The organism is Monashia sp. HAY1-5C (assembly GCF_056755255.1).
On the sequence record NZ_JBPGXG010000126.1, the window covers coordinates 1 to 13512 of the forward strand.

At 73.1% G+C, this 13512-nt stretch carries 11 protein-coding genes; 3 read left to right on the forward strand and 8 right to left on the reverse strand.

What is annotated here, in order from left to right; translation table 11 throughout:
• Positions 1–39: 39 nt before the first annotated feature.
• The 6 genes from ptsP to ACR9ZK_RS16960 form a co-directional block, all read right to left on the reverse strand.
• Positions 40–1722 (reverse strand): phosphoenolpyruvate--protein phosphotransferase, encoded by a 1683-nt coding sequence (ptsP, locus tag ACR9ZK_RS16935; RefSeq protein ID WP_481343121.1) that lies wholly within the window; start codon positions 1720–1722, stop codon positions 40–42.
• 8 nt (positions 1723–1730) lie between these two features.
• On the reverse strand, positions 1731–1997 hold the full coding sequence (locus ACR9ZK_RS16940) for an HPr family phosphocarrier protein (protein ID WP_481343122.1): 267 nt from the start codon (positions 1995–1997) through the stop codon (positions 1731–1733).
• 29 nt (positions 1998–2026) lie between these two features.
• Positions 2027–4135: a PTS fructose transporter subunit IIABC gene (locus tag ACR9ZK_RS16945; RefSeq protein WP_481343123.1), complete on the reverse strand. Its 2109-nt coding sequence runs from the start codon at positions 4133–4135 to the stop codon at positions 2027–2029.
• Between the two features lie 16 nt (positions 4136–4151).
• Entirely contained in the window at positions 4152–5111 is a 960-nt protein-coding gene (gene pfkB / locus ACR9ZK_RS16950) for a 1-phosphofructokinase (RefSeq protein WP_481343124.1), read from the reverse strand.
• Positions 5108–5869 carry a DeoR/GlpR family DNA-binding transcription regulator gene (locus tag ACR9ZK_RS16955; protein ID WP_481343125.1) on the reverse strand — a complete coding sequence of 254 codons (762 nt, stop codon included), beginning with the start codon at positions 5867–5869 and terminating at the stop codon, positions 5108–5110. The genes pfkB and ACR9ZK_RS16955 overlap by 4 nt, the downstream gene beginning before the upstream one ends.
• Before the next feature lie 273 nt (positions 5870–6142).
• Entirely contained in the window at positions 6143–6529 is a 387-nt protein-coding gene (locus tag ACR9ZK_RS16960) for a VOC family protein (RefSeq protein ID WP_481343126.1), read from the reverse strand.
• A gap of 158 nt (positions 6530–6687) precedes the next feature.
• On the opposite strand from ACR9ZK_RS16960, the gene ACR9ZK_RS16965 reads away from it, so the two are divergent.
• A complete protein-coding gene (locus ACR9ZK_RS16965) occupies positions 6688–8877 on the forward strand; it encodes an ATP-dependent DNA ligase (protein WP_481343127.1) in 2190 nt (729 codons plus the stop codon).
• Between the two features lie 406 nt (positions 8878–9283).
• On the opposite strand, the gene ACR9ZK_RS16970 is transcribed toward ACR9ZK_RS16965, so the two are convergent.
• The gene (locus tag ACR9ZK_RS16970; RefSeq protein WP_481343128.1) at positions 9284–9754 is read right to left on the reverse strand and encodes a hypothetical protein; all 471 of its coding nucleotides are present in this window, start codon (positions 9752–9754) and stop codon (positions 9284–9286) included.
• 25 nt (positions 9755–9779) lie between these two features.
• Positions 9780–11363 (reverse strand): DUF4389 domain-containing protein, encoded by a 1584-nt coding sequence (locus ACR9ZK_RS16975; protein WP_481343129.1) that lies wholly within the window; start codon positions 11361–11363, stop codon positions 9780–9782.
• Positions 11364–11560: 197 nt separating this feature from the next.
• On the opposite strand from ACR9ZK_RS16975, the gene ACR9ZK_RS16980 reads away from it, so the two are divergent.
• Complete coding sequence (locus ACR9ZK_RS16980; protein WP_481343130.1) at positions 11561–12124, forward strand: flavodoxin family protein; 564 nt, start codon at positions 11561–11563, stop codon at positions 12122–12124.
• A 290-nt stretch (positions 12125–12414) separates the two neighbouring features.
• Positions 12415–13335, forward strand: a complete 921-nt coding sequence (locus ACR9ZK_RS16985) for an alpha/beta hydrolase (RefSeq protein WP_481343131.1) — start codon at positions 12415–12417, stop codon at positions 13333–13335.
• Positions 13336–13512: the final 177 nt, after the last annotated feature.

Here is a 13512-nt window from a genome sequence, read left to right on the forward strand (position 1 = left end):
TCCGTCGTCGGCAGCGTCAGATGTGTATAAGAGACAGGGTCAGAGGAGGTCGGTGAGCTCGGCGTTGGCGCGGTCGCGGACGACCTGGAGGGCCTCGTACGCGGTTCGGGCGCCGCGGGCGGCCGCCGCCAGTCCCTGGCACTCGGCGAGGGTGTGCACCGAGAGCGCGAGCCGCACGATGGGCACTTTGCTCGGCGCCATCGACAGCGACGACACGCCGAGACCCACGAGGACGAGCGCGAGCAGCGGGTCACCGGCGGACTCGCCGCAGACGCCGATGGGGCGGCCGGCGGCGGCCGCCCCCTCGCTCGCGAGGGCCACGACGTCGAGGACGGCCGGCTGCCACGGGTCGAGCAGGTCGGACAGCTCGCCCTGCATGCGGTCGGCGGCCATCGTGTACTGCGCGAGGTCGTTGGTGCCCAGCGAGCCGAACTCGACCTCCCCGAGCACGTGCCGCGCCCGCAGCGCGGCACCCGGCACCTCGATCATGACCCCGGCCTTGGGCAGCCCGTTCTCGCGGACCCGCCGCGCGAACCAGGCGGCCTCCTCGACGGTGGCCACCATGGGGGCCATGACCCGCACGTCGGCCCCTGTGTCGCGCGCCGCGATGGCGAGGGCCTCGAGCTGGGCGTCGAGCAGCTCGGGGCGCTCGGCCGACAGGCGCAGGCCGCGGCGTCCGAGGGCCGGGTTCTCCTCCGGGCCGAGGTCGGCGAAGGCCAGCGGCTTGTCGGCGCCGGCGTCGAGGGTCCGGACGACGACGCGTCGGTCGCCGAAGGGCGCCATGACGCGTCGGTAGATGTCGGCCTGCTCCTCCACCGTGGGCGCCTTGTCGGCCGAGAGGAAGACGAACTCGGTGCGGAAGAGGCCGACGCCTTCGAGGTCGAGCGGGCCGGCGGCCTCGGCGTCCTCGACGCCGCCGATGTTGGCCAGCAGCGCCACGGCGGCTCCGTCGGCGGTGCGGCCGGGGCCGGAGAGGTGCGCGAGGGCATCGGCCCGCCGCTGCCGGCGTCGGGCCTGCTCCTCGACGAGCGTCGGGTCGGGGTCGACGGCGACCTCGCCGGAGTCCCCGTCGAGCGCGACGGGCGTGCCGGGTGCGATGTCCATCGCGCCGTGCAGCTGGACGACGGCCGGGATCCCCATCTGGGCGGCGAGGATCGCGGTGTGGCTCGTGCGCCCGCCGCCCTGGGTGATGATGCCGACGACGAGGGCCCGGTTGAGCGTGGCCGTCTCGGCGGGCGCGAGGTCCTCGGCGACGAGGACGCACGGCTCGGTGAGGTCGGGGACGCCCGGCGCGGGCACGCCGAGCACGGCGGCGACGGCGCGCGCCCCGACGTCGCGCAGGTCGGTGACGCGCTCGGCGAAGTAGCCGCCGAGGGCCTCGAACTGCGCGGCGTACTCCTCGACGGCGTGGCTGATCGCGGTGGCCCGGCCCTGCCCGGCGGCGAGCAGCTTGTCGGCCGCCTTGACCAGGCCCTTGTCACGGGCGATGAGGGCGGTGGCCTTGAGGATCTGCTGCGCGGTGTCGTCGGCGTGGGCGGCCCGCTCCTCGAGCGAGACCGCCACCGCCTCGAACGCCGCCTTGACGTCGGCCAGGGCGGTCTCGTGGTCCTCCGGCGCAGCCTCGTCGGTCGGCGGCGGGACCGGTGGTGCGACCTGCACCACAGGCCCGTACGCCGTGCCGGGGCTGACACCGATGCCGTGGATCGTCGTCGCGGCGGCCATGGTGCCTCCTAGGCGTCGAGGTCCTGCGACAGCAGGTCGACGAGCTGGTCGAGGGTCGCGTCGGCGCCGTCGCCCTCCGCGCTGAGCACGACCTCCTCGCCGTGCTTGGCCCCGAGGGCCATGACGCCGAGGATGCTCGTCGCGTCGACGGGGTCCTGGCCCGGTCGGGCGATCTCGACGTCGAGGCCGCTGTTGCTCGCGGCCTCGACGAAGAGGGCGGCGGGACGGGCGTGCAGGCCCACGGACGAGGCGATGGTGACGGTACGACTGGCCATGAACGGCTCTCCTTCGCTGTCGGGTGTTCTCAGACGGTAGCGCTGGCCTCGACCTGCGCCAGGTTGTGCTCTCGGGACTTGAGGACGACGACGATGCCCGCCATGACGAGGACGCCGACGACGAGGGCGAGGACGAACAGGAGGAAGTTGCCGATGAGCGGCAGCACCCAGATGCCTCCGTGCGGGGCTCGCAGGGTCGCGCCGAAGAGCATCGCGAGCGCCCCGGTGATCGCCGAGCCCACGACGGACGAGGCGATGATGCGCACCGGGTCGGCCGCGGCGAACGGGATGGCACCCTCGGAGATGAACGAGAAGCCGAGCAGCCAGGCCGCCTTGCCGTTCTCGCGCTCGGGCTCGGAGAACAGGTGCGGGCGGACCGTCGTCGCGAGCGCCATGGCCAGGGGAGCCACCATGCCGGCGGCCATGACCGCGGCCATGATCTTCAGCTGCGGGGCGTCGGTCGCGGCCCCCGCGGCGGCCAGGCCGGTCGTCGCGAACGCGTAGGCCACCTTGTTGACCGGGCCGCCGAGGTCGAAGCCCATCATCGCGCCGAGGATGAGGCCGAGGACGACGGCGCTGGCGCCGCTCATGCCGGTGAGCCAGCTGTTGAGCCCGTCCGTCAGGCCCTTGATCGGGCGGCCGAGGACGGTGATGAACAGGCCCACGGTGATGAGGGAGCTCAGCAGCGGGATGACGACCACGGGCATGACGCCCCGGACGCCCTTGGCGACGTTCCAGCCGGAGACCCAGCGGGCCACGAAGCCACCGAGCAGGCCGGTGACGAGACCGCCGAGGAAGCCGGCGCCCATCGTGGCCGCGATCGAGCCGCCGACGATGCCGGGCACGAGGCCGGGCCGGTCGGCGATCGCGAAGGCGATGAAGCCGGACAGGATCGGCACGAGGAAGCCGAAGGATGCGCCGCCGATGACGAACAGCAGCGCCGCCCACGAGGTGAGGCTGCCGGGGGTGAACGTCGTCGCGATGTTGAGCGGGTCGCCCGGCTTGAGGTTGTACTTGACGATCTCGATGGCGCCCTGCTGGCCGAGGGCGACCTGGGCGAGCATGAACGACAGGGCGATGAGGATGCCGCCCGCCGCGACGAACGGGATCATGTAGGAGACGCCGGTCATGAGCCACTGGCGGATCCTCGTGCCGGTGCTCGCGCTCTCGTCGACCTTCGTCGTGAGCCCGCCCGACGCGCCGGCCGCGGCGGCAGCGGCGGCAGCCGCCTCGCGCTTGCTCGGGTCGGCGTCCCACTCAGCGACGAGCTGCTCGGCCTGTGCCACGAGGGCGGGGCCGTCGGAGATGCCCTTCTTGACGCCGACGTCGACGAGCGGCTTGCCGGCGAAGCGCCGGGCGTCCTTGACCGGGAGGTCGTGGGCGAAGATGACGGCGTCGGCGGCGGCGATCTCGGCCGGGCTCAGCGGCTTGCTGCCGGCCGAGCCCTGCGTCTCGACCTTCATCGTGTGGCCGGCGGCCTTCGCCGCGTTCTCGAGGCCCTCGGCGGCCATGTACGTGTGCGCGATGCCGGTGGGGCACGACGTGACGCCGACGAGGTTGAGGGTCCGCCGCTCGCGCGTGGCCGTGGCGACCGAGCCGGCGGCCGCGCCGGTGGCGTCGCTGGCAGCTGCCCCGCCGGCCGTGGCACCGGCTGCGGCACCGGTCGCGGCAGGGGCGGCCGAGGCGGCAGGAGCGTCGAGGGCGACCTCCTGGCTGACGACGCGCACGACCTCGGCCTCGGTCGTCGCGGCGAGGAGGGCGTCCTTGAAGTCCTGCTTCATGAGCGCCCGGGCGAGCTTGGGCAGCATCTGCATGTGGGCGTCGCCGCCGCCCTCGGGGGCCGCGATGAGGAAGACGAGACGGGCGGGGCCGTCCTTGGCACCCCAGTCGATGCCCGAGGTGCGGCCGAAGACGAGCGAGGGCTCGGTGATGGCCGTGCTGCGGGCGTGCGGGATGCCGATGCCGCCGGGCAGACCGGTGGCCATCGTCTCCTCGCGGGTGCGGACGTCGGCGAGGAACTGGTCGAGGTCGGTGCAGCGGCCGGTCGCGACGAGGCGCTCGCCGAGCGTGCGCGTCGCCTCGTGACGGTCGGCACCGGTGAGGTCGAGGACGACCTGCTCTTCGGTGATGAGGGACATGCGGGTTCCTTTCGGTTCAGCCGGCCAGGCGCCAGGTGAAGTCAGGGGTGTCGGTGCTGTCGACGGGGATGCCGAGCAGGTCGGCGGGCGTGGGGACGCGGCTGCCGGGCAGCGTCACGGCCGCGGCGCCCCAGAGGACGCCGGTGACGAGGGCTTCCTCGGGTCCCTGCCCGGTGGACAGGCCGTGGAGGAGGCCGGCGAGCATGCAGTCGCCGGCCCCGACGGTCGACAGCGGGGCGGTGATCGTCGCGCGGGCGTGGACGGCTGCGTCGGCGGTGACGAGCAGCGCGCCGTCGCCGCCGAGGCTCACCGCGACGCACTCGATCCCGTTCGTGACGAGGTCGAGGGCGGCGTCGCGGACGTCGCCGAGGGTGGGCAGGTCGTGCCCGACGACCTCGGCGAGCTCCTCGTGGTTGGGCTTGACGAGGCTCGGGCGGGCCGCGACGGCCGCGGCCATCGGGGCGCCGGAGGAGTCGACGGCGACGCGGACGCCGAGGTCGCGGACCCGGGCCACGAGCGTCGCGTAGAGGTCGGCCGGTGCGCCGGGCGGCAGGCTGCCGCACCCGACGACCCAGTCGGAGCCGGCGTCGAGCTCGCCGGCGAGGGCCACGGTGGCGTCGACGAGCGCGTCGACCTCGGCGCTCGACAGCGTCGGGCCCGGCTCGTTGAGCTTGGTCGTCGTGCCGTCGGGCTCGAGGACGCTGATGTTCATCCGGACCGTGCCCGCGACGGGGACGCTACGGCGGCAGACGCCGGACGCGTCGAGCAGCTCCTCGAGCAGGTGGCCCTCGGGCCCGCCGGCGGGCAGGACGGCGACGGTCCGGCCGGCGTTGGCGGCGAGGGCGCGGGAGACGTTGACGCCCTTGCCGCCCGGGTCGATCCGGCTCTCCGTGGCGCGGTGCACCTCGCCGCGGCGCAGGGCGTCGATGACGACGGCGCGGTCGACGCTGGGGTTGGGCGTGAGCGTGACGATCATGCGGTCACCACCTCGGGTCCGGCGGCCCGCAGGTCGGCCGCGACGTCGTCGGGAAGGTCGGTGTCGGTGACGAGGACGTCGACCTCGTCGAGGCCGGCGAAGCGGTGCAGGTGGTCGTCCCCGGCCTTGCTCGAGTCGGCGAGGACGACGGCGGACCGGCCCGCCGCGACCATGGCCCGCTTGACGACGGCCTCCGACTGGTCCGGGGTCGTGAACCCGCGGGCCGCGGACAGGCCGTTCGTGCCGACGAACGCGACGTCGACGACGACGTCGCGCAGGGCGTTGACGGCCCAGACGCCGACGGCCGCACCGGTGACTCCGCGGACGGTGCCGCCGACGACGTAGAGGGAGATGCCGGGCCGGGCGCAGAGGACGCCGGCGATCTGGACGCTGTTGGTGACGACCGTCAGCTCGGCGTCCGGCGGCAGCAGCTCGGCGAGCGCCTGGGTGGTCGTCCCGGAGTCGAGGACGATGCTGCCGCCGGCAGGCACCTGCTCGAGGGCGCGGGCGGCGATGCGGCGCTTGACGTCGGCGAGCCGGCCGAAGCGGGTGGCGAGGGTGGGCTCGACCTCGAGGCGCTCGACGGGGATCGCGCCGCCGTGGACCCGGCGCAGCGAGCCGCGGCGCTCGAGTGCGGACAGGTCGCGGCGGATGGTCTCGGCGGCGACCCCGAGGGTGTCGGCGAGGGCGCTGACCTCGACCCTGCCGGCCTGGCGCGCCTCGCTCATGATGCGCTGCTGCCGCTCCGCTGCGTACATCGGACCCCTTCGTCCTGCCGGTGGCGCGCTCGTCGCGCCGTGCCGTCCTCGTGCCGGGTGCTGGTCGTGCTGGTGATGCTCGGTGGTGGTGATGCTCGGTGGTGGTGCCGGGCCCGGCCGTGGTGGGGCCGGTCGTTCCATGGAACCACCGACGTGGGCTCAAGTAAAGGGATTCGGGCACCCGTTTTTGTGGCTCTTCGGCGAGGGAGGCCATAGCGCACACGCCGAGCACGCGAAAGCGGGCGGGAACGGGCACCCGGACCGGCAGCCGCGTCAGGACGGGCCGGGCGCCTCGAGGACCGAGAGCACGTTCCCCGAGGGGTCGGTGAACCAGGCGATGGGTGGACCACCGCCGCGGAAGACGCCCGACGCGTCGGTCTCCATCGGCGTGCCCTCGTAGTGCTCGAAGGTGACGCCCCGCGAGGCCAGCCCCTCGACCGTGGACTCGATGTCCTCGACGGGGAAGTTGAGGATCGTGTACGTCGCCGGCGTGTGGTCCGGCTTGGGGTAGACGAGCACCGGGCGGTCACCCGCGAGGTGCAGCGTCAGCATGCCGTTCTCCTCGGTGACGTGCAGGCCGAGCGTGTCTGCGTAGAAGGTGCGGGCGGCGTCGAGGTCCTTCACGGCGAAGCCGCTGAAGGCCTTGGAGCTCTCGAGCACAGTGGTCCCCTCTCGTCGTGGCGGTCCTCCCCAGTGAACTCCTCGACGCGGTCGCGTGGGGGCTTGGCGGTGGCGGGCTTGACGGTGGCGGGCTTGGCGGTGGCGGGCTTGGCCGCGCGCCGGGCCCCGGTGACGGTCCGCGTCGTTACGATCGGCCCGTGAGCGCCAAGCCCGCCGTCGTCGTCGCGCCCAGCCCGGCCAGCCCGTCCGGGGCGCGGGAGGTGCGCGTGTCGAGCCCGGACCGCGTGCTGTGGCCTGCGGAGGGGATGGCCGACGGCAGGCCGGTCACCAAGCTCGACATGGCCGAGTACCTCGTCGCCGTGGCCGACCCGCTGCTGCACGCCCTCGGCGACCGGCCGGTGACGCTGCAGCGCTTCCCCGAGGGCATCGAGGGCGAGGAGTTCTTCTCGAAGAACCCGCCGAAGGGCGTGCCCGACTGGGTGCGCACGGTCGTGTGCACGTACCCCTCCGGCCGTCGCCACCCGCAGCTCGTCGTCGACGAGGTCGCCACGGCGGTGTGGGCCGCCCAGATGAACACCATCACCTTCCACCCGTGGCCGGTGCGAACCGGCAGCATCGACAACCCCGACGAGCTGCGCATCGACCTCGACCCGCAGCCGGGGCGCGGCTTCGCCGACGCCGTCGAGGCGGCGTTCGCGCTGCGCGAGGTCATGGCCGAGATCGGGTTGACGGCCTGGGCCAAGACGTCGGGCAACCGCGGCGTGCACGTCTACGCGCGGGTCGCGCCGACGCACGAGTTCCTCGACGTGCGCCATGGCGTCATCGGCATCGCCCGCGAGCTCGAGCGCCGGCTGCCCGACCTCGTCACGACCTCGTGGTGGAAGGAGGAGCGCGGCGAGCGCGTCTTCGTCGACTTCAACCAGGCCTGCCGCGACCGCACCATCGCCTCGGCGTACTCGCCGCGTCCGCTGCCGGGCGCCCCGGTGTCGACGCCGGTGACGTGGGACGAGCTGCGGTCGGTCGACCCCAAGGAGCTGACGCTGCGCACCGTGCCCGGGCTCGTCGCGTCGCGCGGCCACGCGTGGGACGGCATGGACGACGCCGTCGGCGATGTCGCGGCCGCGATCGCGCTGTGGGACAAGGACGTCCACGAGCGAGGCCTCGGCGAGCTGAACTTCCCGCCCGACTACCCGAAGATGCCCGGCGAGCCCCCGCGCGTCCAGCCGAGCAAACGCCGGCAGGACAAGTCCGACGCGGAGTACATGGCGCCCAAGGCCGAGCGCGACGCCGAGCTGCGCGACGTGTGGGGCCCGGTCGTGCCGCCGGTCCCGCCGATGCTCGCCAAGCCGGTCAAGGACTTCTCGGCCGTCAAGGGCGAGGTGCTCTACGAGCCGAAGTGGGACGGCTTCCGCTCGATCATCTACCGGTCCGGCGACCTCGTCGAGATCGGCTCGCGCAACGAGAAACCGATGACGCGGTACTTCCCCGACGTCGTCGAGGCGGTGCTCGCCAACTTCCCCGAGCAGGCGGTCATCGACGGCGAGATCGTCCTCGTGTCACCGTCGTCCGGGGACCGCCTCGACTTCGACCTGCTCCAGCAGCGCATCCACCCGGCCGCGTCGCGCGTGAAGAAGCTCGCGGCCGAGACGCCGGCCTCGTTCGTCGCGTTCGACCTGCTCTCCCTCGACGGCGTCTCGTACGTGGACCGCCCGTTCAGCGAGCGCCGGTCCGCCCTCGAGAAGGCCCTGGCCGACGCCCAGCCGCCGGTGCACCTGACGCCGGCCACCGCCGACCGCGAGGTCGCGCGCGGCTGGTTCACCCAGTTCGAGGGGGCCGGGCTGGACGGCGTCATCGCCAAGCCGGTCGACGTGCACTACGAGCCGGACAAGCGCCTCATGTACAAGATCAAGCACGAGCGGACCGCCGACTGCGTCGTCGCCGGCTACCGCGTCCACAAGAGCGGTCCCGACGCGATCGGCTCGCTCCTGCTCGGCCTCTACGGCCCCGACGGACAGCTCGCGTCGGTGGGCGTCATCGGCGCGTTCCCCATGGCGCGGCGCAGGGAGCTGTTCGAGGAGCTGCAGCCGCTCGTCGCGGAGTGGGACGAGCACCCGTGGAACTGGGCCCAGCCGGAGGAGGGGGTGCGCAACCCGCGGTCCTCGGAGTACTCGCGCTGGAACAACGGCAAGGACCTCTCGTTCGTCCCGCTGCGGCCCGAGCGCGTCGTCGAGGTGCGCTACGACCACATGGAGGGCGACCGGTTCCGTCACACGGCGCAGTTCGTCCGCTGGCGCCCGGACCGCGACCCCGAGTCGTGCACCTACGCCCAGCTCGAGGAGCCCGTCAGCTACGACCTCGCCGACGTCCTCTCCGCCACCCCCGACTGACCCCCCGCCACCCCTTCTTCAGCACCGAACGAATCGTTCGGTCACACCGATCCCGCGCCTCAGCACCGAACGAGTCGTTCGGTGCCGAACTGCGCGGTCCACCGGTGTGTTCGGCCCTCGGCGGCGCGTTCGAGCTTTACCGACCCGTTCGGCCGACCGATCCCGCGCCTCGGCACCGAACGGCTCGTTCGGTGCCGAACTGTGCGGTGCACCGGTGAGTTCGGGATCTACCGACGCGTTCGGACCTCGGCGGCGCGTTCGGGCCTCACCGACGCGTTCGGCCGACCGATCCCGCGCCTCAGCACCGAACGACTCGTTCGGTGCCGAACTGTCCGGTGCACCGGTCAGTTCGGGCTCTACCGACGCGTTCGGGCCTCACCGACGCGTTCGGCCCGGGCGAGGCGGGTCAGCGACGGCCGCTGGCGAGGCGGGCGAGGGCAACGATGATCGCGATGCCACTGCCGACGAAGCCGAACCACAGCGCGGTCCGGGCGACGACCTCCCACACCGCGTCGTGGGCGAAGTCGAAGGGGAAGACCTGCCAGATGCGGACCAGGGCGGCCAGGCCGATCGAGGTCGTGACGAGGTCACCGAGGGCGCGCAGCCGGGGCGGGTCGGCCACGGTGTAGACGAGGTTGGCGACGAGCCCGGCCACGAGCGTGGCGTTGACCAGGCCGAGGACGAGCGTCATCGCCGGCGTCAGGAACGGCACGGCCTCCCAGCCGGGTGCGACGTCGATGAGGTAGAGCAGCACCCCGTTGACGACGACCGCGGCGATGTAGCCGGCGCTCGCCGACGCGGGCAGCGTCCCACCGGCGGTCCGGCGGGACGGCTGGCTGGTCGGCTCACGGGTCGGCTGGTGCAGGTGGGTGGACATGAGGACTCCTCTCGGGCCCGGCCGGTCAGCCGGTCGGGGTGTGGTGCCAGAGGTCGGGCTGGTCCGCGGGCCGAGGCTCACCCGGGGTCGACGCGTCCGGCGGGACGACCGTGTCCGGCGGGACCACCGCGTCGCCGCGTGGCGGGCCGGACGGCGGGGCCAGCGGCGGCAGCGGCTCGCTGCCACCGGCGTCGAAGCGGAACGGCGGGTACACGTCGGTCATGAGCGCCGCGTACGCCATGACGCGGTAGACCCAGCGGTTGAGCCCGACGACGACGTCGAACAACCCCCGCGGCATCGTGCCGGTGACGAGCAGCACGATGCCCGCGACGAACACGAGGATGCCGAGCACACCGGGCCAGCCACCGACCCGCACGCCCTGGCCGTCGGTGTGCGACTGCGTCCCGACGATGAGGGCGACGACGACCCAGTGCGGCAGCAGGATCAGCCACTTGACGAAGATGAGGCCGCGCGACAGCCGCTCGGGGTAGGCGATGTCGAGGCGCGCGTCGTCACCGGGCTGCGGGTCCAGCGAGAACGGTGGGTAGCGGTCGGTGCCGAGTCCGCCCGAGCCGCAGTAGTGCATGACGCGCCAGCTCCACCGCATCACGCCGACGTTGAGGTCGAAGAGGCTGCGCGGGTAGCGGCCGGTGACGAGGATCGCGAACCACGCGCAGACCGTGGTCACGCCGAAGACGAGCCACAGGCCGACGAGCACGACGAAATGCGGCAGGGCGAGGAACCACTTGACCAACCACAGCCAGCGCGACAGGTCCGGCGCGATCCGCGCCTCGAGCACCACGGGGTGCGCGAGCGTCGGCTGCACCGCGTCCGCCCGGTCGATGCCGAAGGACGCGGACCCCTCCCCCGGGCCGGCGCCCGCAGCTCCGGTGGTCACGACGGGACGCCCCTGGGGCGTCGGGCCGGGCCCGGAGCCGGGCTCGTCGTGGTCGTGGTCGCGCGCGCGGTCCCGTCCGCGGACACCGGTGACGACGAGGACGACGCCGACCACGAGGAGCACCAGCCCGACGACGACCATCCCGACGCCGAGGGGCACGACCGCCGCGGACCGGACGCCGGCGACGGCCGACACCGACACGCCGGGCACACCGGACGCGTTGAGCACGGCCACGGTCCAGCTGCCGGAGCGCAGGGTCCACGTCAGCGTCTGGGTGCCCGAGCCGGTGGCCCTGGCGGCCCAGAAGCTCTCGGTGGCGGGCGGGGCGACCGACCCGCTGCCCGGCACCGCGCGGTAGGTGACGACGCCGCGGGCATCGACGCCGACCACCTGGTCGCGCGCGGCGCCCGAGAGGTAGCGGTCGAGGGCCGCGGTGGGCGCGACACCGACGAAGACCGGGTTGACGCCGTCCGCGGGAGTCACGGCGAGGCGCATCTCGAGGTCGAGGCGGTCGACGACGCTGCTCGGGCCGTCGAGCCGGACCATCGTGTCGGTGGTCGTCACGGCGACGCCCGGGGAGGCGAGGCGCTCGATCGACACGGAGTGCCAGCCGGCGCTGTCGCGGGTCGTCGCCTCCAGCACCCCGATGGCACCACCGCCGACGATGAGGCCCAACCCCGGCAGGAGGAGCAGGCAGCCGATGACCAACATGACAACATGACGCGTTTTCATGGCGAACTCCGTTGACGGCTCTACGTTTTCAACGTTAGGCCGGTCCTCGCGCGGCGCCGCGGGAGTGTGACCCACGAGTCCTGTCCGGCACGTCACACCGTCCGGACCGTCTCGTGGGTCACCTTTCGCGGACGCCCCCGGCGGGCCGCGGGACGATGGCCGTGGAGGCGGATCCCATGAGCACCCTGATCGTCCACGAGTCCATGTTCGGCAACACAGCCGCGATCGCCGAGGCCATCGCCGAGGGGATCGCCCGCACCCGCGGTGCGCCGCCCGGCAGTCCACCAGACGCCTCAGCCCCAGATCCGGGCGGCCACCCGACCACGGTCCGCGTCGTCCCCGTGACGCAGGCCCCGACCCGCATCGGTGACGACGTGGAGCTGCTCCTCGTCGGCGGCCCGACGCACGCGTTCTCCATGTCGCGCAGCTCGACACGGGCCGACGCGGCTCGCCAGGGCGCGACGGGCTCGGCCCACCGCGGCATCCGGGAGTGGATCCAGGAGGTGGAGCCGCGCGAGGACCTGCGGGTGGTCACGTTCGACACCCGCGTCCACGTCCGGATGCTGCCGGGGTCAGCGGCCAAGCAGGCAGCGATCGCCTTGCGGCACAAGGGGTTCCGACGCGCCGAGCGCGGTGAGAGTTTCTGGGTCGGTGGTACGGACGGTCCGCTCTCGCACGACGAGGTCGTGCGGGCCCGGGCGTGGGGCGCGTTCCTCGCGACCCTGCCCGTCGCGGTCTGACGCTGTCTGACGCGGTCTGACGCGGTCTGACGCGGTCCGACGCGCTCCGGAAGGGCACATTTTGGGGCCCGGCTCGCCGTGCGAGTCCGGGCCCCGGGCGACGGTTCACGTACCACATCGGGCCAACCGTCAAAGTCTTTGCGTCGTCATGAATTGTTCCGACTTTCTCCATTGAAACGTCGGCAGACACGCCGCTTTGCCCGATTGCAGATAACTTGCGGGAAGCCAGCAGGCACGTTGCGATGCGTCATACAGTGCCCGCAGGACCCACCGAGCCCGCGAGGACCACGATGCAGAGCAGCACGTTCACGCTGACCACGCCCGACGGCACCGAGGTGTTCGTCAACCGCTGGCTGCCCGACGGCGCGGTCAAGGGCATCGTCCAGATCGCGCACGGCATGGCCGAGCACTCCTCGCGGTACGCGCGCTTCGCGGAGCGGCTGACGGCCCACGGGTACGCCGTCTACGCGTCCGACCACCGCGGTCACGGGCGCACGCCCGGCACGCGCGGCAGCTTCGCCGCGAACGAGGGCTGGCAGACCGTCGTCGACGACCTGCGCGCCGTCGCCGACCGGGCCCGCGAGGAGCACCCGGAGCTGCCCCTCTTCCTCCTCGGCCACAGCATGGGCAGCTTCCTGGCCCGGGGCTTCGCGGCCCAGCACGGCGCCGAGCTGGCCGGGCTCGTGCTGACCGGCACGGCCGGCAGCGCCGGACCGCTCGGCAACGTCGGGGTCCTCCTCGCCACGGCCCAGGCGCGGCTCCGCGGCCACGAGCACGTCAGCGGCCTGATGAACCAGCTGACGTTCGGCCAGTACAACGCGGCGTTCAAGCCGACGCGCACCGAGTTCGACTGGCTCTCGCGCGACACGGCCGAGGTCGACAAGTACGTAGCGGACCCCGACTGCGGGTTCGTCTTCACCGCGGGCGGCTTCGTCGACCTGCTCAAGGGCCTGGCCGCCGTCAACAGCGACCGCGTCGTGTCGCGGATCCCCGAGGACCTGCCCATATACCTCGCCGCCGGCGACATGGACCCGGTCGGCAACAAAGGCAAGGGCGTGCGGGCGGTCGCCAACCAGCTACGGCGCGTCGGCGTCCGGGACGTCACCGTCACGCTCTGGCCCGGCGCGCGGCACGAGATCCTCAACGAGACCAACCGCGACGAGGTCGAGGCCGAGATCGTCGACTGGCTCGACGCCCACCTCCCCGCCTGACAGCGCCGCAACCGCCGCCGTCGGGCCTGACCGAGCCCCTGCCCCGCCCCCTGTCCCACCTGCCCTGCCCCTGCCCTGCCCCTGCCCTGCCCACGACACCGCCGGCCGCCCGTCCCGCAACACACCGAGCAGTTGCCAACCTGTCTCTTATACACATCTGACGCTGCCGACGACGGA